Source organism: Halanaerobium saccharolyticum (assembly GCF_004362045.1).
GTDB lineage: Bacteria > Bacillota > Halanaerobiia > Halanaerobiales > Halanaerobiaceae > Halanaerobium > Halanaerobium saccharolyticum_C.
In genome coordinates this window covers 17,007-42,053 of the sequence record NZ_SNWX01000004.1, presented here as the reverse complement: position 1 = coordinate 42,053, position 25,047 = coordinate 17,007, and the positions used below count along the sequence as shown (strand labels likewise).

Sequence of the window (25,047 nt, the reverse complement as noted above, 5' to 3'; positions counted from 1 at the left end):
CTGAACCTGTTACTAATATTTTCATTAAAGATCAACCTTCCTTTATTCAGGCCAATTATTTAATTCATTCTGTACATAATCAAGTTCTAATAATTTTTCTTTTATTTCTTCTATAGTTAATCTCTTTGTATTGTGAGAATTATATTCTTTATTACCAGAGAGTTCTTCTTCTCCTTCTACAAAATATTTATCATAATTTAAGTCTCTGGTATCAGCGGGTACTCTAAAGAAACCACCAAGATCTTCAGCTACTAAATATTCTTCTTTAGTAAGTAGGGTTTCAAATAATTTCTCTCCGTGTCTGGTACCAATAATTTTAATTTCGTTATCAGCATTAAATAATTCCTTAATTGCCTGAGCTAGATCTCCAATTGTACAGGCTGGAGCTTTCTGCACCATTATATCTCCTGCTTCAGCATTCTCATAGGCAAAAAGCACTAATTCTACTGCTTCTTCTAGTTTCATTAAAAATCTTGTCATATCTGGATTGGTTACAGTGATTGGATCACCATCTTTTATCTGTTTGATAAATAATGGAATTACTGAACCACGAGAAGCCATTACATTACCATAACGGGTTCCACAGATAATTGTTTCTTCTGTAGATAATTTTTGTGACTTAGCTACAAATACTTTTTCCATCATAGCTTTAGATATTCCCATCGCATTAATTGGATAGGCTGCTTTATCAGTGGATAAACAGATAACTTTTTCTACCCCACTGGCTACAGCAGCATTAAGTACATTATTTGTTCCTAAAGTATTTGTTTTAACAGCTTCGACTGGAAAGAATTCACAGGAAGGAACCTGTTTTAAAGCTGCAGCATGAAAAATGTAATCTACTCCATGCATAGCATCTCTTAAACTATTCTCATCTCTTACATTTCCAATAAAAAACTTTATTTTATCATTTTTATATTTTTTTCGCATATCATTCTGTTTCTTTTCATCACGAGAAAAGATTCTTATTTCTTTAATATCTGTGTCTAAAAATCTTTTTAAAACTGCATTACCAAATGAACCTGTACCACCTGTTATTAAAAGTGTTTTATTTCTAAACATATTTTCCACTCCTTACTAACATTCAATTATAATTATTTATTATTTTGCATGAAGTAATCTTCCATTATGAAGAGTTTATAAATCAAAAAATCACCATAATAAAAGAAGGAATCAATACCGATATATAATATTCTCTACACATAAAAAAATAGTTTTTTACATCAAAACCTCTCTCGAGATTTAAATATAAAAAACTAATTTATATATTATTTATATTCACTCTAAACCTCTGCCCCACCTCAACACTATGTCCACTTTGTTGAGATCAAAGTGTATTGCTAAAAAAATAACCTGCTTCTTGAACTTATATCATAGTTTTTTAAACCTCTAACCCAGTTCATCTTCCCATATGAAAACCCCGGTTCCAAAGATTTTCATACATATTCAATTGTCAACGTACCTGAGTTAAGATTCTATTTCGTGACATCGGATTTTATATCTCAGATAATAATTTTATGAATTTAAACTATCATATTCATCAAATATATCATCAATTATTTCATCTGAATACTCTTTGAAAGTAGAATTTTGATCATTCTGATATCCCCATGAAGGTCCATAAGAATTAATATGAGGTACGTTTGTAAAATGTCCATCAACAGCAGCAATAGAGTTTTCTCCACTCACTAACATGGATGTAACATGAATTGAATCATAGGAACCCAGCCCATATAATGTACCAATTGCATGTCTTAAATCACTATATTCCTGGTCTTGAAGAGGTTCAATAAAACAAATCCCGCTTTTATATAATGCATTACTTATTCTTTTATATTCTTGATCAACAATTTTTCTATAATTAATATCCTCTTTATTGTTGATATTATTATTTCCTTTTACAACTTCATATAAGTTATTGTGTAAGATATGCTCTAATTCAGCCATTACATGTTGAGAAACAGAAAACAAAGTGTTATTTTCCGTTATTGCTTTTTCCATAAAGTTTATACAATCATTATTATACCTGCTATTTGGATGGTATATTTCATAAATAAAACTGGTATCTAAATATATTGATTCCGGTATCGTAATATTATCTAAGTTATTTTCTCTTATCGAAAAAAAGGACGGAGAATTATTTCCCACCGGTTCTCCCCCTCAATCCCTCTAAAGATTTTTTGCCGTTTTTATAATCTATTTTGCAGTCATCTTTGAGAACAAAGAGATTTTCTCTAAGCAGCTTAATTCTCTGTGCCTTGTTTTCAGAATTAATATTTCTTTTATTTAATTGCTCTCTACAAGAAAGTTTATTCATAAAATAAACTCCTTTCTAGTTCGTATACAAATCAATCAAATCATCGTATTCCAATTCAAATGAATTAATTTCTTCATTTATATATTTTAAAACTGCATTAATATTTGTGTCATTATTTATATTTATGATAGATTCAATAAACCACTTTGATTTGTCATCAATCAGTGGTTCAATCTTAATTTCTGATATTCCACCAAATTGTCCTTCTCTTAAAAATCTATAACCTGTACCAATTATTCCTTTTTCATTTAGTTTGCTTTTTTTCTTTTCATTATCAATTAAGTCCAGAGATTTTTCAAAAGAATTGCTGGTATCTTTTAAAAAATTAAATCTGGCTGAAGCTTTTACCTCTTCTTCAAAAATCAAAGCCTCAAATATCTGAAGCAGTGGTTTTTTGACATCAGAATTAAAATCAAAAGTTTCAGGTATTTTATCAAAATTAGCTGATACTTGATTGGGTAATATTAAAAAGTTACTCTTTTCATTTAAGTTTAAAAAAATATATCCACCATTATCAAGTCTTTGAACTTCAGGATATTCTGCACTTAATATTTCTTTAAGTAGCGAAAGTTTCTTTTTGGAAATCTGACCAACATTTTGAGAAACATTTAATTTAAAGTAATCTAAATTCATATAATTTCTCCTTTCGCGAAACTAATAGTTCCTACACTTATTTAATTATACATTACTCAGAATAATCCTGCTTTTTAGCTTAAGATTCTATTATGATAGAATACCAGATACTAAAGAAAAAAGCCCCATCTCATCTACATTAATATCCCAGGTGGAACTTGAGACTTCGATTTGACAGGGGTTTATTATCTTATATAGTAAATATAATCCTCTCAAAACCAAAAATCAAGTACTCTATTAAAATTTTATAAATCCCTGCATTCACTTTGTTGAGATCAAAGTGTATTGCTAAAAAAATAACCTGATCCTTGAACTTATATCATAGTTTTTTAAACCTCTAACTCAGTTCATCTTCCCATATGAAAACCCCGGTTCCAAAGATTTTCATACATATTCAATTGTCAACGTACCTGAGTTAAGATTTTATTCGTGACATCGGATGTCATATTTCATATAACACTTTCTGTCGGTCACAATCTTTATTTTATAACATTATTTAAGATACATCAAATAATTAGAGTATCTAATTTTGTCGAATTACAAAGCAAAACTTTTCAGTTAACAATCTCTGTGACATCGGTTGTCATTTTTGCTCTTTCTTTTTTTACTTGATCGTTTTTATTATTTATATCAAACTAACATGTTCAATTTCTTAACAACTTTTATTATAATACACTCTTGTCTTAAAATCAATTAATATTTCTCTGTTTTTTTGTCGAATTAGCTTAAATTTAATTGAACACAAGTTCGTTTTGTGATATAATATACTTAGAGATTATTTCTCAGGTCTTATCTTTTTAAAGATAAAATTCTAAGAGAAAGAGGTTGGAAAAATGCAAACTCCCCATGATAGGTTTTTTCAAGAAATGTTTGAAAAGAAGGTGGTTGCAGAAGATTTTATTAAAAACTACTTACCACAGGAATTGTTGGATTTAATTAATCTCGATAAGTTACAAATTTCTAAGAAATCATTTGTTAATAAACGCCTAAAAAAATATTTTTCTGATGTTGTTTATCGAGTTGAATTAAATAAACAAAATGCCTATATCTACTGCCTTTTTGAACACAAAAGTTTTCCTGATAAAGATGTTTCTTTTCAACTTCTTCAATATATGGTCCTGATCTGGGAACATCACCAGGATCATTATGATGAAGAAAAACTGCCACTGGTAATTCCCCTCTTGATTTACCATGGGGGGAAGAGGTATAATATAGATAAGAGATTCAGCTCCAAGTTTAATATTCAAGCAAATACAGAAAAATTTATTCCAGACTTTGAATATTTGCTTTTTGACTTTTCTAAGTATAATGATCTGGAGATTATAGGAAGTATTCAGTTACAAATAGTTTTAAAAATACTACACACAAGTTTTATTGATAATGATTACGATAAAATATTTGCTGACATATTAAAATTGATCAAAAAGTTGAATGATACTAAGACTATTTTAGAATACTTCACAACAGGAATGAAATATATACTGGAAATTAAGGATTATGATTTTGATATTATGCATGATAAAGTTAATTTAATCATCCCCGAAAGGAGTGAGACTTTCATGTCTACAGCTAATAAATTGCGTGAAGAAGGTAAATTAGATGGAATTAAAAAAGGGATTAAAGAAGGTAGAAAAGAAGGAATGAAAGAGGGTAGAAAACAAGAATTAATTGAAACTATTTCAATCTTAATAAAGGATAAGCTACCAATAGATAAGCTTCCGGACAATCTTGAGAGTAAACTTAATAAATTAGATTTAATTGTTTTAAGAGAAATTCGCACTGATTTATTAAAGGATATTATTAACATTGAATCACTTGAAGATTTAGAAGAATACTTAAACTAAAGAGCAGTCTTTTCTGCTCTTTCTTTTTTTAGTTATTCTTCATCGATATCTATCCCAGCCAAAAAAGACAGATCCTTATTGATTTTTTCTTCTGGTAGGAGCTCCATTTCATCATTATCAATTATTAGAGCTTTTAAATTACTTAATTTAACATGCTTTGTTCTTTTCTGCCATCTCTCTCCAATTTTGTGTTTCTTTATTTGATATAGAATTCCTTTTTCTGGATTGCGAGCAGCAATATCAAGCCAATCTTTTGTTTCTTTTTCAGTTAATAATTCAATTTCAAATAATCTTAAAATAATCGTTTTAAACGGCACTGCAAAAATATTCATTAACTTTATTATTTTCAATATAGTTAGATCAGCAGATTTTTTTGTTTTCAAAAGATTAAGCTGTTTGTTTAAAACATCTTTAGGCACCAATAATAATGCTGCAAAGAGATTAGCTTTACTTTCTTCTAGATCAAGTTCTTTATCCTCATCGATTGTTTCTAAATCTAAAAATTCTTTTTTTCCATTAACTAAGTAATGATATAATTCGTGAGCAGCAGTAAAAATTTGTTTTTCAAATGGTAAAAAAGTATTAATATAGATAAAGTTTTCTCCGCGATATTCAAACAAAAAGCCGCAAAACTCTTCATCTTCAATAGGAAACATAATAATGCTTAGATCATCAATATCTTCTAAAACTCTAAAAATATCATCCTGAAGTATTAAATCATCGGAACCTACAAATTCATTTTGAAAATATAGCACCTCTTTTTCTACGGCTTTAAAAATATCAGGACTAACTTTCTTAATTGTTTTATCTAAAATAATCATTTCATTCACCTACTCATTTAGTATATTGTTAAATTCTTCCTGGATATCACGGTGGAATATTATTAAATCCATTGCTTTTTTCGCAGTTCTTAAGCCTTCCTCTGCTGCTTTAGTCTTCACACTGCCCATAAATGCAACCACAGGATCTTCTGATAATTCTTGATCTTCTTCCATTAGTTCATTAACATCAAGGTTTAATATTTGAGCAATTTCTTTGATTTCTGTAAGAGTAATATTTTTTCTACCATGTATAATCTTATTAATCATTTGACGTGAGGTCCCTAATCTTTCAGCTAAATCAGTTTGGCTCATTGATATTACATCTAGAATTAGCCTGGATTTAATTGAACACAAGAGCTACCCAGATAAAGAAGTCTCGCTTCAACTGCTGAAATACATTACTAAAATCTGGGATCTATATTTAAAACAAAACAATTCTGGCAAACTGCCAGTGGTCCTCCCCCCTCTTGATTCACCATGGGGGAAAGAGGTATAATATAGATAAGAGGTTCATTTCAATGGTCAATACTCAGCCGAATACTGAAAAGTTCATTCCGAATTTTGAATACTTATTTTTTTCTCTAAATACACTGATCAACAAATTATAGGTAGCATTCAGCTGCAGATAACTTTAAAAATTCTATATAGTGCTTTTGTTAAAGATAATTTCGGTCAGCAGTTCGAGGAAATTCTTGAATTAATCAAAAAACTAAGAGATACATAGACTGTTTTAGAATATTTTACAGTTGGCTTGAAATATATACTTGAAATTGTAGATTACAATGTAGATATTATGAAAAATAAGGTAGATACTATTATTCCCGAAAGGAGTGAGACTTTCATGTCTACAGCTAATAAGTTGCGGGAAGAGGGTAAATTAGAAGGAATAAAAGAAGGAATGAAAGAAAGTAGAAAAGAAGAACTTATAGAAACGATAGTAAGTTTGACGGTAAAAAAATTTAATATTGATTCATTCCCCCCAGAATTAAAAAAATCCCTTTATAATAATGAGATTGGAACTTTAAAAATAATTAGAGATAATCTGTTAAACATTGAATCAATTGAGGATTTAAAAAAATATTTAAACTAAAGAGCAGTCTATGCTGCTCTTTCTTTTTGGTAGCTATTTATTTATCTACATCTACCTCCGGTAAAAAATCAGAACTTTAATTCTATGACATTCTACTCTCATTAATCAAATTCCACAAATTCATTAGTTTTTCTTCTAAATCTTCAAAATCTATGTTTTTAGCATAGTTATATTTCCTACTATAGCTTCTCCAGTGATCTAACAGAAAATCACTTTCAAAAATATCTTTTAGTATCTGCTCTCCATTAACAATATTTTTATATGATCCCCGATATTTAGAAGTTTCCAGAAGAGCCAATTTTAAAATTTTGAAATCTATTTCTTTTTTATAATTCAAAAATAATATATACACATCATAGAAATCTCTCATTCTTGTATTAGCAGTGGATCTACTAATAATTGTTTCTAATTTTTCTGCTAATAAAGTTTCAATATTATAAGATGAAATTTCAATTTTTTGATCTTCAAATAATAATTTGTAGTTATATCTAATTTCTCCAGGAGTTATTTGATCACCAGTTGTCAAATCTAGCTTTAGAGGTATTCTTGCATTTTCCATTAAGGCAGTCAGAGCTATCCTAAAACCCTTATACTGATCTTCAGCTCTAATTTCTTCAATCCTATTAATTTCAAATTTGATTTCATCAGCTGTAGCAGAACTAAATATCTCATTAAAAATTTCTACTAACTTATCCTCGTTTAACTCTATTGACTTAACAGTAGCATCTAAATCAACTGTGCTTCTTTCTCCTATCCCAACTAAAGAGGAAACTAACATACCACCTTTTAAAATAAAATTATTATTATATCTAGATTTTGCAATCTTATATAAGAGTCTCTGCATCATGTAATTTCTTAACAATACCTGACTGTTTATCTTTTTTCTTTGGCTAAATTATTAACTAAATCTTTTAACTGCATTAAATTTTTCATAAAAACATCTCCAGATATCTTCTAAGAATTGTTTTAATCCTTAATTTTTTTGAATAATCGAGAAGTTTAGGAATATTTTTGCCTTTACCTGTCAAGTAATTTTTAATTGCAGTATTTAGAAGTGAAGGATCCATATTGTTGCGATTTTTTAAAATATCACAAATAGTTCTTTCTTTATTATAGACTTTAATCGTCCGGCCAAAATTTGTTTCTTTTTCAATAACTCCAATAGAGTAAAATTCTTTTTTAACAGTATGGACTTCAACCCCTCGTTCTTTTAAGTGAGAAGCATTATATCCATATGGAACTGTTACAGTATAAGTTAAGGGATCCCTGTCAATTAAATCATGTAAAAATAATGATGTTTCATGAGAAAATATAATCCTTTTATTTTTTTGCTGCAGAATATACATCTCATCATTAAAAGTCTCAGGAGTAGTATAGACTCCTCGTTCTACTTTTTCTAGCTTATTTTCTTTTAAAAAACGACTTAAATACTGCCGGGGAATATTATATTCTTTCAGATCTTCACTCATAATAATACCATTATTTTTATCAATTACCTTTTTTAATTCTTTTTGATAATCCATATCTACACCTCTTTTACTTTTACGCTATAATTATATCTAATTTTAGTGTATTAGTAAAACTTTTTTTTGGTGTACTTAATTAAAATCTGTAATCTGTATCTGAAACTAAATAATTTCAGGAAACTTCCAGCAATAGTTCATCTTGATTTATCATCACTGCTATTAGTCATCTATCCTATTAAATCATTAAACAACTACATCAAAATAATTAATAATTATTACTTCAGCAGCATTTTCTCTATAATTATCAATAATCTTTTCAATTTCTAAAGCCACATTCTGCTCTAAATAATATTCACCACATTGTTTACAAACATTAGCAGGAACATTTTTAATAATAATAATGAAATTATCAAGATCAGCAATATGATTTACATTTCCTATTTCTAAATTCCCTTTGCAGATTGAGCAATTTCCTAAATCTCTTTTCAGCTCATCCAGATTATCAATATTAAAAACTGATATTATATCATTCTAAATATAATTAATAAAGAAAGGATAATCTCAAATGAAGAGAATGAGCAGCAAAGGAATTAAAGAGGCAATAGAAAATGTCAGGGCATCATTGGCTGTAGAAAATATTGAAGTGGATGAACTTAGTGTGATCATCGGAGAAAAATATTTAAAGGGAGAAATATCAAGCGAAGAAGCAATCGATATTATTACTGAATATATAAAAGGCAAACAGTCAGGTTAAGAATTAATTGTTAAAAAAATTCTATCAATATTAGTGGCAAATCTATGCTTATATCCATTTTGACATCTGAAACTGATGCCAGAAACATATAATTCAACTTTTAAAAAAATCCTCCTTTATGGAGGAATACAATTGAGTAGTATTCTCTCTTTTAAAGTTTTCCGCTACCCTCGGGAAACTACCGTATCTAATAATTATATACCTTAAATTTGACTATATCAATGATTCCAGCAAGCGGAAACAAGAACAAGTTAAAATTCCAGATACATTATAGGAAATAGTAATTCTATTTATTTAGCCCAATTTTCAAAAGAAAGATCTGTAATTCTTTTAAATTCTTTTGTATTATTTGTAACTAAAATCAAGTTTTCTGCTATAGCATGAGCACCTATCATTAAATCATAGGCTCCTATAATCCTGCCTTGATTTTCTAGATCTGCTCTAATACTTCCATATTTTATAGCTGCATTCTGTTCAAAAGGTAATATTTCAATTGGACCAAGAAAACTTGCTAAAGCTGTTTGATTTTTGTCTTTATATTGACTTTTTTCAACACCATATTGTAATTCAGCAAATGTAACCATAGAAATACAAATATCACCAATATTACAAGTTTGAAATTTATCAAGAACTTTTTTGGGTTTTTCTTTAATTATATAAATACATATATTAGTGTCAAGCATATATTTCATAATTATAGTTCCTCTCGATTTTGTAGTTCTGGTTGATTTCTATTTTCTAAAAAATCATCAGAAAAACTATCTAAACTCTTAGTGAGAGTTTCCCATTTGCTGTCTTTTGGAATCAACATAACAAAATCACCAATTTTATTAACAAAAACTTCAGATTCATCATTAAAACGATATTTTTTAGGAAGACGAACCGCCTGGCTTCTACCATTTTTAAATATTTTTGCAACATCCATGATAACCATCTCCTTCCAGTTTGGTATATATTTAAGTATATATCATTGTGAAGTTCTTTGTCAAGGAGACAATTATAGTCCCCTTTTAGAGTTTCTAAGAATCATAATATGTTATTTATTAAGACAGCATTTTTTATATTTTTTACCACTGCCGCAGGGACAGGGATCATTGCGGCCCACCTTATTTTTGCTAACAATTTGCCCTGATGCCAGCTCTTTGTAATCAGAGTCCCTATTTACTTTTTTCTGCTTTTCAAATAGAGAAAGCTGCCTGTTGTTAAGCTGTTCACGACAGTTAGCGGCAATTTCATCCCATTCATTTCTAAAAGTATCATACATTCTGGGATACTTCTTTTTCAATCTTTTTACTGCCTGTAAATTTGCTGAGTATTCTTCTTTAAAGTTCTGCATAGCATATTTGTCTGGGAAATCTACAAAAGTTTCCGGATCCAGCTCTTCATAGGCCCAGTTAAAAAATAACCTGGTTCCCGTATAGAAAATATAGGGGGATAACTTAGGATCTGCAGTCATTTTGTCAACTTCATTTAAAATCTTTTCTGTCAGCTGTAATTTTTTATATTCAAGCTCTAGATTGGGATCATCTTCAAATAACATAAGCAGTTCTGTAATATATAATTGAGCCTTAATATCACCATGTTCTTCTGCTTCAAAGTAATTTTCATCAAGAACATAAATAATATAATCTCTTAATTCCTGATCTGCATTTATCTTTTCTATAAAAGACTCTGTTAAAGCAATCAGGCTGTCTTTTTTCTCCCATTTTTCGTATTTATTTATCAGAGCAATTGCTGTTAAAAAATGTCGGATATTATCTTCATCAGGCTCCGAAAAAGTTTTTAATTCATTTGATAAAAGATTCCAGATTTTATTAAACTTTCCCTGCTGATCATAAATATCGAGATAGATATCTGTCATTTCTGATTTTCTATCTGGAAATTTCTTCTCCATTTCTTTTAGAACTCTATGAGCATATTTGGGGTATTGTTCTGATTCCAGAAGCAGAACAATTTTATTCAACAGCAGTAAATACTCCTGCTTTTTAGGAAAAAGTTCTTCCAGCTGTTCAAAAATATCATTAAAAAGATTTATATCTCCTTTTATTACAGCAAGTTCTGCCTTGAATCTTAAAATATATAAATTATCAGCAGCAAGTTCCGCTGCTTTGTTTAAAAGAAATTCTGCCTCTTCAATTTTCCCCCACTCCATATAATCTAATGCTTCCTGCAAAAGTTTTGAGGCCTTACCCTGATATTTAGTTTCTAAATCATAGCCACTTCTTTTAAAAGGATCTTTTAGAGTATCATAGGCCTCTCTAATTACCTTAAACTCTTCCGGATTTTCTTCCGGTGGAAATTCTCGAACCTTTTCCAGATATCTCTGCTTAATTAATTCCTCCCCCGCATTAGAATTTGTACCCAGAATACGGTAGAGATTTGAACTCTTAAAAACACTGTTTTTTAATTTCATAAAATATTATTCCCCCATTTCTAAATCCAGAATTTCTTCGAAAACTTCTTCCAGAGCCTGCCGCAATTTGTCTTTTTCCCCGCTCGCAAGAGCCTGATCAAGTCTTTTAAGCATAGACTTAAATTCTGAGCGGCTGATATTCTCATTTTCTACAAATAATTCTCCGGCCCGCTCTTTTAAATTTTCTGCTTCTAAAGCCAGTCCTTTAAAATCCTCACCCTCTGCTGCAAAATCATCAAGTTCTGACTCCTCAATATCTTCAGATAGATCCGGGTTATATTCAATTTTTTGCAGGTTGTTTTCGGCATCCCCTGCCATTCCTGCAATCTCTTTCTGAAAGTTTTCCAGCCGCTCCAGGCTTTCCTGATATGATTCTTCTGATTTTCGGTCAACTGCATCCTGGACAGTAAGCTGCATTTCTTTGTCTGTAGAAACTGATCTGGCAGTTACATCAAGGATTCCGTTAATATTATAATTTAAGCTAACCGCAATTTTTTCTTCACCGGCTCTTTTAGCTGGAATCCCATCCAGAATAAATTCTCCCAGATAATGGTTTTCTTCTACCCAGTCACCTTCACCCTGGTAAATTTTAATTTTAACTTCTTCCTGATTATCAAAAGTTGTAGTAAATACTTTTGTTTTACTGGTTGGAATCGTTGTATTTCTGTCAATAATACTTTCAAAACCCCCCGGTTTAAAGCCCAGAATACCCTGGTCTTTAAGTACCTCTATCCCCAGTGAATAGGGAGCAACATCTGTAACTATCATCCCACTATCAGAAAGCAGACCTGCTTTTATACCCGCCTGAACACCTGCCCCTTTTGCTACCGCCTGATCAGGATCTATCTCACTATGGGGTTCCTGATCAAAAAAGTCACGCAGAAGTTCTCTGACCCTCGGGATTCTGGTTGAACCGCCAACTAAAATCACCTGCTCAATCTCATCCGGAAGCAGTTCCGCATCTTCCAGTACATTCTTAACACTATTTAAAGTCTCTTTAAGCAAATTATCAATTAAGTCGATAAATTCTTTTCTGCTTATTTCCATCTCAAAGGCAACCGGCTGGTTATTTTTTACCATCAGAGCCGGTATAGAAACCTGAACTTGTTTTTGATCTGATAATTTTATTTTTGCTTTTTCTGCTTCTTCTTTTAGACGGGCACAGGCGCTGAGATCTTTTCTTGGGTCCAGACCGCTTTCTTCTATAATTTTTTCAGAAAAATAATCCAGGAGCAGTCTGTCAAAATCAGAACCACCCAGATCTTTATTACCTGCCGAGGCTTTAACTTCCAGGATTCCACCCATTAATTCCAGAACAGAGACATCAAAGGTCCCTCCCCCCAGATCATAGACCAGAAACTGGTGATCATCGTCAAGTTTGTCGAGACCATAGGCCATAGCAGCTGCTGTTGGCTCATTAATTATTCTTTCAACTACAAAACCTGCCAGTTCACCAGCTTTTTTGGTAGCCTGACGCTGCTGATCAGTAAAATAGGCAGGGACTGTAATCACTGCTTCTTTTTCTACTTCCTCACCATAAATCTGATCAACATATTTTTTTAGTTCTTTTAAGATTAAGGCTGATATTTCCTCCGGCAGCAGCTTTTGATCTGCAATTTCAAGCATTTCATTTTCGCCCATTTTTCTTTTAACCTCTGCTATTGTTCTCTCAGGCATCGCCACCAGAGCTGATTTAGCATCACCACCAACAATTACCTCTCCCACCTGATCAATATGAACTACTGAGGGCAGCAGCGGGCTGCTTTCTTTGAGGAGAGTTATAACCGTAGCTTCTCCCTCAATAATAGCTGCAAGTGACGAGTTAGTAGTCCCCAGATCAATCCCCACCACCGGTCTAAAACGATCTTTAGTCATTATTTGGCCTCCTTATAGACAACTACCTGTGATTTGCGTAATATATTTTCTTCCTGATCCTGATAACCCCGTTTGATAACTTCAACAATCTGATTGTTTTTATAATTTGAAACCTGCTGCTGCGGATATTCCGTTAGAGCTTCCGAATTTACAGTGGTTAAGGCTTCCGCCTGACGGGGATCAAATTCTTTTTCTTTTAATTTCAGCTGATAGATATCATTTTGCTCCAACAGTTTAAGCAGTCTCTGACTCCAGTTTTTCAGTAAACTACTCCAGCTATTTTCATCACTATCCAGACCTCTTTTAAGCAGGTCAAACTCATCAATGAGCTCAATTATTTTTCTGCTGCTGTTTTCGACATTTAAGCTGTAACTATCAACTCTACTTTTTAATTTAGAGATTAATTCCTGATCAAGGCTCTGTTGATCAACCAGCTGTGAAAGTTCATCAATTTTTTTGAAAAGATCCTGATTCTGTTTATACTGTAAGCGGTTCATTTTTTTCTCTGACTTATCTAAATCATTAATTTTTTCTTCCATGGAATTTACTTTTTCAGTTAATTTCTCTATTTTCTCTAAAAGTTTTTTTTGGTCATCATTCTGCCAGAATTTCCAATTCATATCTCAGCCTCCAAGACTCATAATTATAGTTCCTCTCGATTTTGTATTTTATATTTTTCTATAAGCTCTTTTGGAATAGTAAAAACGTAGCTGTCACCAACTTTTCTTAGTTTTTCAGTTTTCATAGTCGATCACCTCAATCATATTATAGCATTTAAATTATTCGAAATCCAGGTAAAAAAGCTTAATACTGCCGTTGTATAGCTCCACATGCCGTGATATAATTATATACGTGAATAGGTGATACTAATGAAAAAGATTCAGGGATTTCAGATATCTAAGGAGGACCTTAATTATGTTTGATAATATTGATCAGAAAAAGAGAAAAATTGATAAAAAAAGACCACTACCAAAAAACACTTTAAAAAGCTTAAGAGAAAAACTCCTTTTGGAATGGACATATAATTCAAATGCAATTGAAGGTAACACTTTAACCTTATCAGAAACAAAAGTAGTGCTGGAGGATGGTATAACTATAGGTGGAAAAACATTAAAAGAACATTTGGAAGTTGTAAATCATAAAGAAGCTATTAATTACATGGAAGATATAATTAATAAAGAAGATAAACTTTCAGAAAGACAAATAAAAAATATACACTATCTAATACTTAAAGGCATAGATGATGAAAATGCAGGTAAATATAGAAATCAGAAAGTAGTAATAAGTGGAGCTGAACATGTACCTCCAGCACCAGTTTTTATTCATGATCAAATGGAAGAACTAATTAATTGGTATTATGATAAAGGCTCAACTCTTCATACAATAGAAAAAGCTGCCAGATTACACACTGATTTTGTTAAAATACATCCATTTATTGATGGAAACGGTAGAACAGCCAGAATATTATTAAATTTTGAATTAATAAAAGCTGGTTATCCAATGATAATTATTAGAAACGAAGATAGAGTTAAATACTATGAAAGCTTAGATAAAGCACATACTACTGGCGACTATAGTGACTTTATTGACTTAGTATCTGCATCTTTAAATAGGAGTTTAGACATCTATTTAGATATAATTAGTTAAATAAAGATATTTACCGGCTCCAGATGCTCCACCTTTAAATCCGGATCCCAGTGCAGAAGCAGGCTCTCCTCTTTATTAATCCTGGCCAGCTCTTCTTCTGCAGTAAATACTTCAAAATCCAAATTGTTTTCCCTTAAGACTAAAGAAACCAGATCCAGGATCTCATCTTCCTCTTCATCACTGTAAAGATAAAGATCTTTATCCTCTTTTTCAGCCCGGGCTGCCAATTTTAGCACCTCAGCCTCAATTTCTTTAATTGCCTGATAAGATTTTTTAACATATCTAATAGTCTTTTTAGTTTTTTCTTTAATACCAGCCGGGGTTAAGATGTATTTAATATTCCGGGAATTAAGCCTTTCAATTTTAATCAGACCCTTTTTAGCACACTTTTTAAGCAGGGTATTAACCAGACCTAAAGAAATACCGGCCTCTTTTGCTATTTCCCGCTGGGAAGGACTATCTTTGCTGTTTAATATATTTAAAATATCTGTTATTTTTTCTTCCATATTAACGACTCCTGATCTCTAATTACTTCTTTTTTGAAATCTTCTTTTTTTGCAAATTTTTTTAACCCACTATAAGTGATAATATCAACTGATATGCCAAGAGCTTCTTCAATATCCAATTTTACAGCGGTTAATTCAAACAAATTATTTTGAGAAAGTTCTACGATTAAATCAAGATCACTTTTACCATTAACTGCTTCACCGCGAGCATAGGAACCAAATATTCCAGCTCTTTTAATATTGTGTTTATTTAATATGTCTTTGATCTTTTCTTTCTCATCCTGTGAAAGATTCATAATTGATATCTCCTTATAGTGAAAACTTAACACTAATCATATTATAACACCTAAGTTTAAGATTATAAATATAAAAATTGAATTTAAACAAACTTGACCAAAAATTCTCATCAATATATGATAAAGATAAAGATGTCTTAGATACTTTGGCTAATCAATAAATGGAGGTAAACCAATGCAGGATTTAGTAACTGACCGGGCCTATTTTAAGTCCATTATAGAAAGCAATTCTCTATATATCGACAAAACAGAATTTGTCTACAAAATCGCAAGCAGTGAGGAAAAGTTTTTTCTGCTCAACCGTCCCCGCCGTTTTGGTAAGTCCTTATTTGTTAACACCCTAAAAAGTTTTTATCAGGGAGATCCCAGAAGCCGACTACTTTGTAGCCAAAAAACTCAGGATAAATTCTTTCATCAATCACAGCATCATTAATCTTTTTAATATCCTGATAGTCGTCTGCTTCCAGCAGCTCTTTGACTTCCGCTCTATAGTTGGAGAAAATATAATCCAGAGCTGCCGGAGAATAGTTGACCCCTAAAAAATCTTTAGTTGCTTCAGCCAGCAAAATAATTGCTTTATCAGCAATTGTTTCAACAGTTTCTGCTTTAAAATATCCGTTAACCCTCTGTTCAGCTAAGTCTGTTTCTGAATCTAAAAATAAATTAACCAGAAGACAGTATTTTGTCAGATCATGCAGAACTTTATAGATCTCAGGATATTTTCTGAGGACAAATCTATTATCCAGTATCACATCTCCAATATTAATATAGACTTTCTCATACAATTTTGTCAGCTCATAGTTTTGAACTTCCTGATTGGCCTGAGCAATCATTTGAGCTGCTGGAATATTTTTCTCACCCATAATTTCTATTTCTTTGTTCAGCTCTTTTTCTAATTCTCGGCGCTCAAGATTAAAATCATCCCTATTATCAAAACTTTTAAAAAAGGCTTCATTATTCTGATATCCATAAACACATGGTGGGTCATAAATTGTATCGTAAAAATCCTTGATCTGAAGCTCATTTTCTCTAACAAAATTAGCAGCATTTTTAATCAAGGCTATAAAGAAAAACTCAATAGTTTCAATCTCAAACTCTGATAATTCAGCTGGATTATCCTGTTCTTGCCTGTTAAAAATATGAAAATTCAAACCACCTTTAATATCAAGAATTGAAAACAAAAAAATCTCATCCTGATACTCATCTATATCTTTAGGTTTAATTTCAAAAATATATCTAAAACTACCCTTATAATTATCAGTAATTAAAGCATCTCCAAAAAAATATTTCAGAAAAGTTCTAATCTCTGGTATGCCCAGAATATCATATTTTCTGTAATATCTTTCAAAATCACTTATAATATTCGACTGATCAAGTATAGAATCAAAAAATGGTTTATAATTAGCCGCACTGTATTTGGAAATTGAATCTCCTTTCAATACTCTAAATTCATAGCTTCCCTGCCCACTCTTAATCTGAAAATTATCCTGCTGCTTAATATAATCCTCTACCTCTGATTTTCTTAAATCCAGCAGACTGGAAATCTTATCGACCGACATTCCTTCCAAAAAATAAAGCTTTTGAGATAGTGTTTTCTTTTCCATTTTGACCCCCTTTTAAGGACCGAATAAAGACTATAGGTATTATTTAACGTATATATGTATTATACCAACTAAAAAGAAATTTATAAATAAAAAATCCCCTTTCTGATAAACAGATTTTTATTATTTAATCTGTCTACCATAAGGGGATCATATCAGCAAAAGGGCGTTTTTAAATAAATATTAATTATTTAAATCATTAGAGTTATTAAGGATATCTAATTCTAGTTAAACTGTCAATTTATATCAAATCAGCTGCTTAGAGCCTATAATTTAAAGTGCGTCAACTGCCAGAATAGCATCTTTGACCATCTCAGCATCTACTGCAAAAGGCATATTATGAATTGTCTCATCTTCAGCACAGCTGGCTTCGGCCACCTGAAGAATTTTTTCTTCACTGACATCTGTAATCCCCAGATCAGCAAGTGTAGTAGGCAGCCCAATTCTTCTGCAGAAATTCATTACCATTTCAATTTCTGCGGGATCTCTATCTTCCAATACCATTTGGACTAAAGTAGAATAAGCAACTTTTTCTCCATGAGTTTTAGCATGAGTTTCTTCCAGAACTGTAAATCCATTATGAATTGCATGAGCCGCAGCTAAACCTCCACTTTCAAAACCCAGCCCACTAAGTAAAGTATTGGCTTCTACTATTTTTTCTAAAGCTTCTGTTACTACACCGGCTTCAGCAGCTTTTTTAGCACTTTCCCCATACTTAAGCAGAGTATTATAGCAGAGTTCAGCCAGATTTTGAGCTGTCATTGTCGGAGCCCCACCTGACATTGCAGTGGTTTTAGTAAGTGCAGAAGCAGCAGCTTCAAAGTAGGTCGCCAGTGCATCTCCCATTCCTGAAACTAAGAACCTGACCGGTGCCTGAGCTACAATTTTTGTATCAACTATTACTACATCAGGGTTTTTGGGTAAAAATAAATATTCTTCAAAAACTCCCTCTTCAGTATAAATAACAGATAAAGCGCTACATGGTGCGTCTGTAGCAGCAATTGTGGGTACAATTACTACAGGTAAATCAGCATAATGAGCAGCTGCCTTAGCTGTATCTAAAGTTTTTCCACCACCCATTCCGATTACCATCTCTGCTCCTTTTTCTACAGCCTTTTCTTCCAGTCTTTTGATTTCTACTTTTGAGCATTCGCCATTAAAATATTCGATTTCATAATCGAAATTCGTTAGTCCCACTTCTAATTGATCAAAAAAGAGTTCTTCTACAATTGGATCAGCAATGATTAAGGCCTTAGTTCCTAGATCTTTGATATAATCTCTCATTTCCTCAATTACTTTTTTGCCCTGAACATACTTCCCTGGAGATGTCATTACTTTTGTCATCATTATCACTCCTTTTGATATTTATTTCACAATTTAATTATAGAATAAATATTAGTTTTTAACAAGTTAATTTTTGATTAGAAATTTATTAAACATAAAAAACCGCCCCGGGAAAAGGGCGGTAAAAACAAGGAGAAAAGTATCTAGTACTTTAATTTATGTTATAGCTGCTCTCTGCAGCAGCTTCAAAAAGGGGATAAACTTTATTTCTTTTAGCTTAATTATATAATAGCAGCTATTGATTAAAAATACTTTAAAAAAATATTAGAAACAAATTAGAAATATCTATTGACAATTAAATCAACAAAACTTTCTATATCTGACAGATGATTATTTATGATCCGATAAATATATTCTTCATCAATTTGATCATAGAGATGAACAATTCTATTTTTAAATTTAGTCATTTTAACAAACTTTAACAGCATATCTTCCTCAATAATCCCCTCATCAGCAAGTATTCTAAAAGAATCAGCACTTGTATTAGGACTTGTATATCCTTCTCGAGAAATAATATGTGCTGTTATATCCAGCATAGCTTCTACTGCTGCCTGCAGATTATACTTTGCAGTATCATAGTTTCTAAAATCACTCAAAAAATCTTTCTTTTCAAGTTCAGCTAGTTCTTTCAACTTTTTTAAATTATCTTTGATAAACTTTATTTTCTCTGCTATCCGATCATAATTTATTTCTGTTGCTTTCTCCTTAATTGCTGCGATATACTCTTCCTTAAAATTATATTCAAATCCTTCAGCCTCTGAACCAAATCTTAAAACCTCTTCTTTAAACTCAGCAGTCTCAATTTCATCTCTGCTGTAAATTAACTTTCCACCTGTAACTACTTCATACTTAAAATCTATCTTAACATTATTTAAATTGATTAAATCAATATCATATTTTCCTAACTCTAATTCCAGGCGTGCTGCCAGCTCCATCTGCTCGAGGATCTCCGGTGGATCATCAAAAAACACAGCTAAATCCAGATCACTATCGGTATTTTGATACTTCGTGCCATAAGAGCCAAAAATGAATGCCAGCTTAACATTTACTTCTTTTTTTAAGAAATCAGCTATATTTTCTTTAAGCTCAGGCTCAAGTTTTCTTTTTAACTTTTCCATGATCTCACCGTCCTGAATTGAAGGCATTAATCAATATACTCCTTATACCACCTAAAAATAGCCTTTAAGTCACTTAAATTTTCTTTAATGATCATCAGTAAAATCTCAGGATCTATATCTTTAGAATCATATCCTATTGAATCCCTAAATTCAGCCAGCTTAATATAATTATCTTCATTCTTCTTTACAATATTATCTTCAGTCAAAATTTTAATAATTTGACTGTTATCACCTGGATTCTCTTGCCGCTCGCTACTAATAATGCAGCAGCCAATATCCAGCATAGTATCTACAGCCAAATACAGTGTTCTTGTTAAATATCTGAAAATCAATTTATCTTTCACTATTTTTTCAGAATCTATTTCTCTATACTCATCCAGATCATTAATATATTCTTCCAGATTCTCAAGCTTAGTTATAAGCACATCTGTATTTTCAGGCAGCATAATCTACACCCTCTTTATTTAATTCCTGATTACAATCTTAGTTTAACTGCTGAGAAAAATATTATTTAAAAAAGTATTTTTCTTTGTTTTATAAACATCAAAATCAGAATCAATGGAAATAATGTCCTTAATATCTTCTCTTTCTGCCAATGCTACCAGTGAAGCATCAGCAAAATCAACAGGTGAATCATTATGTTTTTTAGTTAAACTAATTACCCGCTTTAAAACTCTTTGATCAAAATTTAAAACTCTTAATCCACCCCGGTCCAGCCAGTTTAAAAAATCTAGCTGTACTTCTGTTGAAAAACTGAGCATGTGAAGAGTTTCTGTTATTACCGGCCAGGTAGTATATAAATGGCAATTATATGACTTCAAAAACTCTAAAATTTGCTGATGATAAATATCGTCTTTATCAAAAAGAGCAATCAATGGGCCAGCATCAACGAGAGTATTTTTCATAAATTTTATCACTCACTCTCTTCTTGTAGGTAGTTGAAAGATCGCCTTCCTTACTTCCATGCCTTCCAAATAAATCTTTGCCTAATTGATAGGAATCCTTTTTCTCTTCTTTTTCTGCAATATATTTATTTAAAGCTTCTTTAACCAGATAAGTCTTGGTGACATTTTCAGACTCTGCTAATTGATTTAGCTTTTTCTCTAATTCTTCTGGAAGTCTAACACTAATCATTAAACCCACCTCCGTAATACTATTGTATTACAAAATGATTTAATTTACAATGTTATAATATTAATTTCTTGATTTAAGAAATTTTCCATTTATCGAATAAATTTCACTATCATCTTAGAATTTACCACATTTTAACATGTCGGTAATGATTTCGTAATAATTACCTGTAATAATATATATAAGATAGAATAATGAAAAAAACAAAACTTTATGGGGGTGAAAACAGTAAAGTTTAATATTCTTAATTAAATTTGTGGTAAAATGTAGTTCTGAAACTGAAAAGCTCAAAATCAATTTACTTAATAACCAAAGGGGGAAATATTAGATGAAATTTAAGAAGTCTTTAATATTATTTCTGTTTATTGCTTTACTCACAGTAACATCTTTTACTGCTGCAAATGCTGCCGATGCCAGTACTGCCAAAAATGTTATTTTAATGATTCCAGATGGAATGAGCATGGATATTGTAACTGCAGCCCGAATACTTAAAAATGGTCCTGATGGTGAACCTCTGGCAATGGAAAAACTCAATAATATTGGTTATATCAGAACATATTCAGCTAATTCTACTGTCACTGATTCCGCCGCTGCCGGTTCTGCTATGGCAACCGGAGAAAAACATAATAATCGCGAAGTAAGTGCCCATTCAGTCAATGGAGAACTTATGGACATCGAGAAAAAGTCCAAAACAATTCTTGAGATTGCTAAGGATTTAAATAAAGCCACAGGTCTGGTAGCCACATCTCAGATATCTCATGCTACACCTGCAACCTTTGGGTCTCATGTACCTGTTAGATACTGTGGAGCAGAAATTGCCCGCCAATATATAGAAGAAACTGAGGTAGAAGTAGTGCTGGGTGGAGGAGTCTATGGTACGAGTGATGAATATAACGCTCAGCAGTTTGAAAAATCATATAATAATCTTCAGAGTAATGAAGCAATGGCAGATTTAGCCAGAGAAAATGCTTATCTGACTGTTGATAATGAATCAGAAATGAAACTTGCTCAAAATAAAGAGAGTAAAAAAATATTTGGTATGTTTACAGCTTATGATAAAGGTAAAACTCCTGAGTTATTTAGATTAAATAAATTTGGACTTAAAGACAGTGAAGGTAATGCTTTCCCGGAATATCCAGAAGAAGAACCAACTCTGGCTGAAATGACAGAAACCGCACTTAAAACTCTGGAAAAAGATTCTGATGGATTTTTCTTAATGGTGGAGGGATCTCAAATAGACTGGGCAGGACATGGTAATGCTCTTGACTATGAGCTGGCTGAAATGCTGGGCTTTGATAAATCAGTTGAGACCGTTCTTGACTGGATTGAGCAAAGTCCTCTGCGTAAATCAGAAACTCTAGTAATAATTGCTCCAGATCATGATACTGGCGGATTTAGAATTGCCGGACCATATGGAAGTTTAAGCAGCCAGAGTGAAAAAGTTGAATCCGGCTGGACAAGTGAAGACCATACTGGGGGCGATGTACCTACCTGGAGCCAGGGACCTGGTAGTGAGCTTGTAGCTCAACCGCTGGATAATACAGATATTTTTAAAATTATGAAAAAAGTTATGCAGTAGATCTAAAACAAAATCTAATTTTGATTAATTATTAAGCTCTACTCTTTGGGGTAGAGCTTAGTTAATTTAAAAGCAAATTTTGAATTTTTATCTAAAGCGTAAAATTCTCAATTGAGCTGTCCATTAAATCCTGAGTAATCCCAATATAGTCTAAGGTAATACTGGGAGAAGAATGGTTAAACAGTTTCTGCAGCAGGGCCACATCCTTATTCTTCTGGTAATGATGATAGCCAAAAGTTTTACGGGTCGAATGACAGCCAATGTTATCCAGGCCAGCTTTGCGACCAGTTTCACTAAAAATCCTGTAGGCCTGAAAACGGGTTAGCGGTTTATTGGTCCCAATCCGACTCTGAAAGAGATGCTCTTCTGCTCGCATATCCTGGCAGTAGTCTTCCAGTTCCCGGCGCAGGTTAGAGTTAATCAAAAACCGCTTGTTTTTGGAAGTTTTCTGCTCTCTGATTACAATGTGAGTTTTATTGCGGACATCTTCGACCTTCAGCTTCAGCATATCACTAATCCTCAGCCCGGTGTTGATTCCCAGCACAAAAAGAATATAGTTGCGGTAGCTCTGCTGACGCAAAATATTTTTTATCTCTTCAATTTTATCCTTATCTCTGATCGGCTCAACTTTATTCATCAGATCACCCCTCTGCAGTCATTTAATAAGATTTGTTGGAAAAGTTTTACTTTATCTATATTATAACATTTTTTAGAAGAAATTTTAAGTATAATTTACAAATTTATCTAATTAGTGTAAAAAATAAAGCCACCACTCTGCTCCGGGCAGCTTTACTTTTTCACCGGGCAACAAACTTATAGCCAATTCCCCAGACCGTCTGAATATATTCGCCGGCTTCTGCTCCAAATTATATTTCTTCCAGGTGAGCAACATCTGCACCGGCAAAGATAATTATCCACTTTTTTAAGTTATCTTTCTGTTTGAATTCTTCAGCTTCTCCATAACCGAATAGCTGATTTTTTGCTTCCTTAATCTTTTCAGACAGTAACTTTGATTTTTGCTTTTGATAATCACTTTTTTTAATATACTTTAATTCAATTAAAGCTTCATAATTAACAGCTTCTATTTCTTTTTTGAATAATACCAGATCTATATAGCCACTTTCAACCTCATATTCACTTTTTACATTATAAAACTTGCTCAGCATTAAATAGCTGATAAATAATAATTTTATATATTTCTCATCAAATAAAATCAAATCCCGGTTTGATAAAGAATTTAAAATTACTTCGATTTCTTCTACTAAAGGCTCAATATTACCATTTAAGGCAAGCTCAGCTACAGTTTTTCTGGTTTCTGAAGAAAATATTTCCTGACCTGAATAATCTTCAATTATTTTACTGAAAAATTCAAAATAAATCTCTTTAATCGCATAATTAGGTAGCCCCAGCTTAATATTGACCGGAGTCTTTTCTTTAATTGTTAAAAACCCTAAATAAAACAATAGTGATTTAAAGTCATCTGCATTAAAGCGGTTGTCCAGGCTGAATTCCCTTGTAAATACCACATCCTGCAGTTCTTCATTTAAAATACTTTCTAAAATCTCATTAGTTTTTTCTTCTTCATTTAAAGCAAATAGCTGCTCTAATTTGCGATAGTCACTGCTGATATTACTGTCAATTAAATCTTCTGGCTCTTTATGCTGCCGCAGATAATATTTAAAGAAGTATAAAACCATGTCACTGTTAAATACCTTTGATTCAGCATCCTGATGAAAGAGATAGCCATTATAATATTCTTTTAATTTATCCATTAAATTATATCCTTCTGCTTTTGAAATGTCCAGACTGTTTAACAATGGTTTCAATTCTCCAGCTGTAAAACCCATCATTTCATTTAACTCAGGTTCTCTAGTCAATTTAGCAGCAATATTAAAACCACTGGTCATACTGTCTAAAGTAATTGGACTAACTCCAGTTGCAAAAATCCGATCCACTACCCCATCTGCTGTTGCTTCTTTTAGAGCCTGATAAAATCTGCGGACAAACCCTGTTTGCGAAACTGCCTTTTTGAATTTAGAATTGTCTTCTCCCAGCATTTCATTTGCAAATTGATCGTATTCATCGATTAAAACATATATTTCCTGATCAATTTTACTCTGTACCCGGGCCATAAATAGATTTAGCATACTTGCCGGATCATGACTTTCAGGACACTGCAGATCTAAATCATATTTATTGATAAATACTTCAATTGCTTTCTGGACTTTAACTAAAAATGTATATAATAATTCTTCTTCAGAAGTTGTAGCAACACTGGAGAAATCAAAGCGTAAAATATGATAACTGTTAGCCAGTTTTGTTTTATTTTTTTCTATATACAGATCAGAGAACAACTCTGCAAATTCTTCTTTTTTATTAAGATCATAATAATTTTCTAAAGTTGATAAAAATAAAGTTTTACCAAAACGACGGGGGCGTAAAAAGAAAATATACTTTTCCCCATAACTTTCCAGCAGCTCAATATATTGTGTTTTGTCAGCGTAAAAATAATTTTCGTTTCTTAACTCTGCAAAACTACTGATCCCATATGGTATTTTTAGCATTAACAGTCACCATCCTCTAAGAAAAATTCTTTAGTTCACTTAAATTTA

General features: G+C 31.8%; 30 protein-coding genes and 1 pseudogene. 7 read left to right on the top strand and 24 right to left on the bottom strand.

Translation table 11 applies throughout. The features are described from left to right. Positions 1-42 precede the first annotated feature (42 nt). The 4 genes from DFR79_RS03885 to DFR79_RS03870 form a co-directional block, all read right to left on the bottom strand. Positions 43-1,062 carry a polysaccharide biosynthesis protein gene (locus DFR79_RS03885; protein ID WP_133514197.1) on the bottom strand — a complete coding sequence of 340 codons (1,020 nt, stop codon included), beginning with the start codon at positions 1,060-1,062 and terminating at the stop codon, positions 43-45. Between the two features lie 453 nt (positions 1,063-1,515). After that, positions 1,516-2,148 carry a PIN domain-containing protein gene (locus tag DFR79_RS03880; RefSeq protein WP_133514196.1) on the bottom strand — a complete coding sequence of 211 codons (633 nt, stop codon included), beginning with the start codon at positions 2,146-2,148 and terminating at the stop codon, positions 1,516-1,518. Continuing rightward, complete coding sequence (locus tag DFR79_RS03875) at positions 2,138-2,317, bottom strand: hypothetical protein (protein ID WP_133514195.1); 180 nt, start codon at positions 2,315-2,317, stop codon at positions 2,138-2,140. Before DFR79_RS03875 ends, DFR79_RS03880 begins: the two co-directional genes overlap by 11 nt. A gap of 15 nt (positions 2,318-2,332) precedes the next feature. Beyond that, positions 2,333-2,950, bottom strand: a complete 618-nt coding sequence (locus DFR79_RS03870) for a hypothetical protein (protein WP_133514194.1) — start codon at positions 2,948-2,950, stop codon at positions 2,333-2,335. An 833-nt stretch (positions 2,951-3,783) separates the two neighbouring features. Between DFR79_RS03870 and DFR79_RS03865 the strand changes: the two genes are divergently transcribed. Then, positions 3,784-4,794, top strand: coding sequence for an Rpn family recombination-promoting nuclease/putative transposase (locus DFR79_RS03865; protein ID WP_133514193.1), 1,011 nt, complete (start codon positions 3,784-3,786; stop codon positions 4,792-4,794). 32 nt (positions 4,795-4,826) lie between these two features. On the opposite strand, the gene DFR79_RS03860 is transcribed toward DFR79_RS03865, so the two are convergent. Continuing rightward, positions 4,827-5,615, bottom strand: coding sequence for an ImmA/IrrE family metallo-endopeptidase (locus tag DFR79_RS03860; protein WP_166637962.1), 789 nt, complete (start codon positions 5,613-5,615; stop codon positions 4,827-4,829). A 9-nt stretch (positions 5,616-5,624) separates the two neighbouring features. After that, positions 5,625-5,927, bottom strand: a complete 303-nt coding sequence (locus tag DFR79_RS03855; RefSeq protein ID WP_133514191.1) for a helix-turn-helix domain-containing protein — start codon at positions 5,925-5,927, stop codon at positions 5,625-5,627. Between DFR79_RS03855 and DFR79_RS16525 the strand changes: the two genes are divergently transcribed. Then, positions 5,926-6,111, top strand: coding sequence for an Rpn family recombination-promoting nuclease/putative transposase (locus DFR79_RS16525; RefSeq protein ID WP_133514341.1), 186 nt, complete (start codon positions 5,926-5,928; stop codon positions 6,109-6,111). The two genes, DFR79_RS03855 and DFR79_RS16525, sit on opposite strands and share 2 nt — an antisense overlap. 255 nt (positions 6,112-6,366) lie before the next feature. Next, the gene (locus DFR79_RS03840; RefSeq protein WP_133514190.1) at positions 6,367-6,705 is read left to right on the top strand and encodes a hypothetical protein; all 339 of its coding nucleotides are present in this window, start codon (positions 6,367-6,369) and stop codon (positions 6,703-6,705) included. Positions 6,706-6,787: 82 nt separating this feature from the next. Here the strand turns inward: DFR79_RS03840 and DFR79_RS03835 are convergent, their stop codons facing one another. From DFR79_RS03835 to DFR79_RS16465, 3 genes and pseudogenes are all read right to left on the bottom strand, one after another. Beyond that, on the bottom strand, positions 6,788-7,549 hold the full coding sequence (locus DFR79_RS03835) for a nucleotidyl transferase AbiEii/AbiGii toxin family protein (RefSeq protein ID WP_166637960.1): 762 nt from the start codon (positions 7,547-7,549) through the stop codon (positions 6,788-6,790). Between the two features lie 85 nt (positions 7,550-7,634). After that, a complete protein-coding gene (locus DFR79_RS03830) occupies positions 7,635-8,228 on the bottom strand; it encodes a type IV toxin-antitoxin system AbiEi family antitoxin domain-containing protein (RefSeq protein WP_133514188.1) in 594 nt (197 codons plus the stop codon). Positions 8,229-8,522: 294 nt separating this feature from the next. Continuing rightward, positions 8,523-8,633, bottom strand: a pseudogene (locus DFR79_RS16465) (YgiT-type zinc finger protein); the annotation flags it as partial. Positions 8,634-8,736: 103 nt separating this feature from the next. Between DFR79_RS16465 and DFR79_RS03820 the strand changes: the two are divergent. Next, the gene (locus DFR79_RS03820; protein ID WP_133514186.1) at positions 8,737-8,925 is read left to right on the top strand and encodes an antitoxin VbhA family protein; all 189 of its coding nucleotides are present in this window, start codon (positions 8,737-8,739) and stop codon (positions 8,923-8,925) included. A 290-nt stretch (positions 8,926-9,215) separates the two neighbouring features. Here the strand turns inward: DFR79_RS03820 and vapC are convergent, their stop codons facing one another. From vapC to grpE, 5 genes are all read right to left on the bottom strand, one after another. Then, the gene (gene vapC, locus DFR79_RS03815; RefSeq protein ID WP_133514185.1) at positions 9,216-9,617 is read right to left on the bottom strand and encodes a type II toxin-antitoxin system tRNA(fMet)-specific endonuclease VapC; all 402 of its coding nucleotides are present in this window, start codon (positions 9,615-9,617) and stop codon (positions 9,216-9,218) included. 2 nt (positions 9,618-9,619) lie between these two features. After that, positions 9,620-9,850, bottom strand: a complete 231-nt coding sequence (gene vapB / locus DFR79_RS03810; RefSeq protein ID WP_073161052.1) for a type II toxin-antitoxin system antitoxin VapB — start codon at positions 9,848-9,850, stop codon at positions 9,620-9,622. A 111-nt stretch (positions 9,851-9,961) separates the two neighbouring features. Then, positions 9,962-11,338, bottom strand: coding sequence for a J domain-containing protein (locus DFR79_RS16300; RefSeq protein ID WP_133514184.1), 1,377 nt, complete (start codon positions 11,336-11,338; stop codon positions 9,962-9,964). A gap of 6 nt (positions 11,339-11,344) precedes the next feature. Beyond that, complete coding sequence (locus DFR79_RS03800) at positions 11,345-13,213, bottom strand: Hsp70 family protein (RefSeq protein WP_133514183.1); 1,869 nt, start codon at positions 13,211-13,213, stop codon at positions 11,345-11,347. Beyond that, on the bottom strand, positions 13,213-13,833 hold the full coding sequence (grpE, locus tag DFR79_RS03795) for a nucleotide exchange factor GrpE (RefSeq protein ID WP_133514182.1): 621 nt from the start codon (positions 13,831-13,833) through the stop codon (positions 13,213-13,215). Before grpE ends, DFR79_RS03800 begins: the two co-directional genes overlap by 1 nt. Positions 13,834-14,128: 295 nt before the next feature. On the opposite strand from grpE, the gene DFR79_RS03785 reads away from it, so the two are divergent. Further along, positions 14,129-14,860, top strand: a complete 732-nt coding sequence (locus DFR79_RS03785; protein ID WP_133514181.1) for a Fic family protein — start codon at positions 14,129-14,131, stop codon at positions 14,858-14,860. Here DFR79_RS03785 and DFR79_RS03780 read toward each other — a convergent pair. Next, on the bottom strand, positions 14,857-15,366 hold the full coding sequence (locus tag DFR79_RS03780) for a winged helix-turn-helix transcriptional regulator (RefSeq protein ID WP_133514180.1): 510 nt from the start codon (positions 15,364-15,366) through the stop codon (positions 14,857-14,859). The genes DFR79_RS03785 and DFR79_RS03780 overlap by 4 nt on opposite strands. Then, the gene (locus DFR79_RS03775) at positions 15,351-15,662 is read right to left on the bottom strand and encodes a nucleotidyltransferase family protein (RefSeq protein ID WP_133514179.1); all 312 of its coding nucleotides are present in this window, start codon (positions 15,660-15,662) and stop codon (positions 15,351-15,353) included. Before DFR79_RS03775 ends, DFR79_RS03780 begins: the two co-directional genes overlap by 16 nt. A gap of 175 nt (positions 15,663-15,837) precedes the next feature. Here DFR79_RS03775 and DFR79_RS16520 point away from each other — a divergent pair, with 175 nt between their 5' ends. After that, a complete protein-coding gene (locus tag DFR79_RS16520; RefSeq protein ID WP_133514178.1) occupies positions 15,838-16,095 on the top strand; it encodes an AAA family ATPase in 258 nt (85 codons plus the stop codon). Here the strand turns inward: DFR79_RS16520 and DFR79_RS03765 are convergent. The 6 genes from DFR79_RS03765 to DFR79_RS03740 form a co-directional block, all read right to left on the bottom strand. After that, a complete protein-coding gene (locus tag DFR79_RS03765) occupies positions 15,995-17,266 on the bottom strand; it encodes a hypothetical protein (protein WP_133514177.1) in 1,272 nt (423 codons plus the stop codon). The genes DFR79_RS16520 and DFR79_RS03765 overlap by 101 nt on opposite strands. A 270-nt stretch (positions 17,267-17,536) precedes the next feature. Then, positions 17,537-18,607, bottom strand: coding sequence for a glycerol dehydrogenase (locus DFR79_RS03760; protein WP_133514176.1), 1,071 nt, complete (start codon positions 18,605-18,607; stop codon positions 17,537-17,539). Between the two features lie 275 nt (positions 18,608-18,882). After that, the gene (hepT, locus tag DFR79_RS03755) at positions 18,883-19,752 is read right to left on the bottom strand and encodes a type VII toxin-antitoxin system HepT family RNase toxin (RefSeq protein WP_133514175.1); all 870 of its coding nucleotides are present in this window, start codon (positions 19,750-19,752) and stop codon (positions 18,883-18,885) included. Next, on the bottom strand, positions 19,752-20,171 hold the full coding sequence (gene hepT, locus DFR79_RS03750) for a type VII toxin-antitoxin system HepT family RNase toxin (RefSeq protein WP_133514174.1): 420 nt from the start codon (positions 20,169-20,171) through the stop codon (positions 19,752-19,754). Before hepT (DFR79_RS03750) ends, hepT (DFR79_RS03755) begins: the two co-directional genes overlap by 1 nt. A 42-nt stretch (positions 20,172-20,213) precedes the next feature. After that, entirely contained in the window at positions 20,214-20,630 is a 417-nt protein-coding gene (locus tag DFR79_RS03745) for a type II toxin-antitoxin system VapC family toxin (protein WP_133514173.1), read from the bottom strand. Next, complete coding sequence (locus tag DFR79_RS03740; RefSeq protein ID WP_133514172.1) at positions 20,611-20,859, bottom strand: ribbon-helix-helix protein, CopG family; 249 nt, start codon at positions 20,857-20,859, stop codon at positions 20,611-20,613. The genes DFR79_RS03745 and DFR79_RS03740 overlap by 20 nt, the downstream gene beginning before the upstream one ends. Before the next feature lie 325 nt (positions 20,860-21,184). Here DFR79_RS03740 and DFR79_RS03735 point away from each other — a divergent pair, with 325 nt between their 5' ends. Continuing rightward, positions 21,185-22,435, top strand: a complete 1,251-nt coding sequence (locus DFR79_RS03735; protein WP_133514171.1) for an alkaline phosphatase — start codon at positions 21,185-21,187, stop codon at positions 22,433-22,435. Between the two features lie 91 nt (positions 22,436-22,526). On the opposite strand, the gene DFR79_RS03730 is transcribed toward DFR79_RS03735, so the two are convergent. Beyond that, positions 22,527-23,072, bottom strand: coding sequence for a site-specific integrase (locus DFR79_RS03730; protein ID WP_133514170.1), 546 nt, complete (start codon positions 23,070-23,072; stop codon positions 22,527-22,529). Positions 23,073-23,301: 229 nt separating this feature from the next. Next, positions 23,302-24,999: an AAA family ATPase gene (locus DFR79_RS03725; protein ID WP_133514169.1), complete on the bottom strand. Its 1,698-nt coding sequence runs from the start codon at positions 24,997-24,999 to the stop codon at positions 23,302-23,304. Positions 25,000-25,047 lie beyond the last annotated feature (48 nt).

What these genes read in the sequence shown, in the direction of transcription:
- DFR79_RS03885 (WP_133514197.1), bottom strand. Translation starts at nt 1,062, where the DNA reads ATGTTTAGAAATAAAACACTTTTAATAACAGGTGGTACAGGTTCATTT.
- DFR79_RS03875 (WP_133514195.1), bottom strand. Translation starts at nt 2,317, where the DNA reads ATGAATAAACTTTCTTGTAGAGAGCAATTAAATAAAAGAAATATTAAT.
- DFR79_RS03870 (WP_133514194.1), bottom strand. Translation starts at nt 2,950, where the DNA reads ATGAATTTAGATTACTTTAAATTAAATGTTTCTCAAAATGTTGGTCAG.
- DFR79_RS03865 (WP_133514193.1), top strand. Translation starts at nt 3,784, where the DNA reads ATGCAAACTCCCCATGATAGGTTTTTTCAAGAAATGTTTGAAAAGAAG.
- DFR79_RS03860 (WP_166637962.1), bottom strand. Translation starts at nt 5,615, where the DNA reads ATGATTATTTTAGATAAAACAATTAAGAAAGTTAGTCCTGATATTTTT.
- DFR79_RS03855 (WP_133514191.1), bottom strand. Translation starts at nt 5,927, where the DNA reads ATGAGCCAAACTGATTTAGCTGAAAGATTAGGGACCTCACGTCAAATG.
- DFR79_RS03835 (WP_166637960.1), bottom strand. Translation starts at nt 7,549, where the DNA reads ATGCAGAGACTCTTATATAAGATTGCAAAATCTAGATATAATAATAAT.
- DFR79_RS03830 (WP_133514188.1), bottom strand. Translation starts at nt 8,228, where the DNA reads ATGGATTATCAAAAAGAATTAAAAAAGGTAATTGATAAAAATAATGGT.
- DFR79_RS03820 (WP_133514186.1), top strand. Translation starts at nt 8,737, where the DNA reads ATGAAGAGAATGAGCAGCAAAGGAATTAAAGAGGCAATAGAAAATGTC.
- vapC (WP_133514185.1), bottom strand. Translation starts at nt 9,617, where the DNA reads ATGAAATATATGCTTGACACTAATATATGTATTTATATAATTAAAGAA.
- vapB (WP_073161052.1), bottom strand. Translation starts at nt 9,850, where the DNA reads ATGGATGTTGCAAAAATATTTAAAAATGGTAGAAGCCAGGCGGTTCGT.
- DFR79_RS16300 (WP_133514184.1), bottom strand. Translation starts at nt 11,338, where the DNA reads ATGAAATTAAAAAACAGTGTTTTTAAGAGTTCAAATCTCTACCGTATT.
- DFR79_RS03800 (WP_133514183.1), bottom strand. Translation starts at nt 13,213, where the DNA reads ATGACTAAAGATCGTTTTAGACCGGTGGTGGGGATTGATCTGGGGACT.
- grpE (WP_133514182.1), bottom strand. Translation starts at nt 13,833, where the DNA reads ATGAATTGGAAATTCTGGCAGAATGATGACCAAAAAAAACTTTTAGAG.
- DFR79_RS03785 (WP_133514181.1), top strand. Translation starts at nt 14,129, where the DNA reads ATGTTTGATAATATTGATCAGAAAAAGAGAAAAATTGATAAAAAAAGA.
- DFR79_RS03780 (WP_133514180.1), bottom strand. Translation starts at nt 15,366, where the DNA reads ATGGAAGAAAAAATAACAGATATTTTAAATATATTAAACAGCAAAGAT.
- DFR79_RS03775 (WP_133514179.1), bottom strand. Translation starts at nt 15,662, where the DNA reads ATGAATCTTTCACAGGATGAGAAAGAAAAGATCAAAGACATATTAAAT.
- DFR79_RS16520 (WP_133514178.1), top strand. Translation starts at nt 15,838, where the DNA reads ATGCAGGATTTAGTAACTGACCGGGCCTATTTTAAGTCCATTATAGAA.
- DFR79_RS03765 (WP_133514177.1), bottom strand. Translation starts at nt 17,266, where the DNA reads ATGGAAAAGAAAACACTATCTCAAAAGCTTTATTTTTTGGAAGGAATG.
- DFR79_RS03760 (WP_133514176.1), bottom strand. Translation starts at nt 18,607, where the DNA reads ATGACAAAAGTAATGACATCTCCAGGGAAGTATGTTCAGGGCAAAAAA.
- hepT (WP_133514175.1), bottom strand. Translation starts at nt 19,752, where the DNA reads ATGCCTTCAATTCAGGACGGTGAGATCATGGAAAAGTTAAAAAGAAAA.
- hepT (WP_133514174.1), bottom strand. Translation starts at nt 20,171, where the DNA reads ATGCTGCCTGAAAATACAGATGTGCTTATAACTAAGCTTGAGAATCTG.
- DFR79_RS03745 (WP_133514173.1), bottom strand. Translation starts at nt 20,630, where the DNA reads ATGAAAAATACTCTCGTTGATGCTGGCCCATTGATTGCTCTTTTTGAT.
- DFR79_RS03740 (WP_133514172.1), bottom strand. Translation starts at nt 20,859, where the DNA reads ATGATTAGTGTTAGACTTCCAGAAGAATTAGAGAAAAAGCTAAATCAA.
- DFR79_RS03735 (WP_133514171.1), top strand. Translation starts at nt 21,185, where the DNA reads ATGAAATTTAAGAAGTCTTTAATATTATTTCTGTTTATTGCTTTACTC.
- DFR79_RS03730 (WP_133514170.1), bottom strand. Translation starts at nt 23,072, where the DNA reads ATGAATAAAGTTGAGCCGATCAGAGATAAGGATAAAATTGAAGAGATA.
- DFR79_RS03725 (WP_133514169.1), bottom strand. Translation starts at nt 24,999, where the DNA reads ATGCTAAAAATACCATATGGGATCAGTAGTTTTGCAGAGTTAAGAAAC.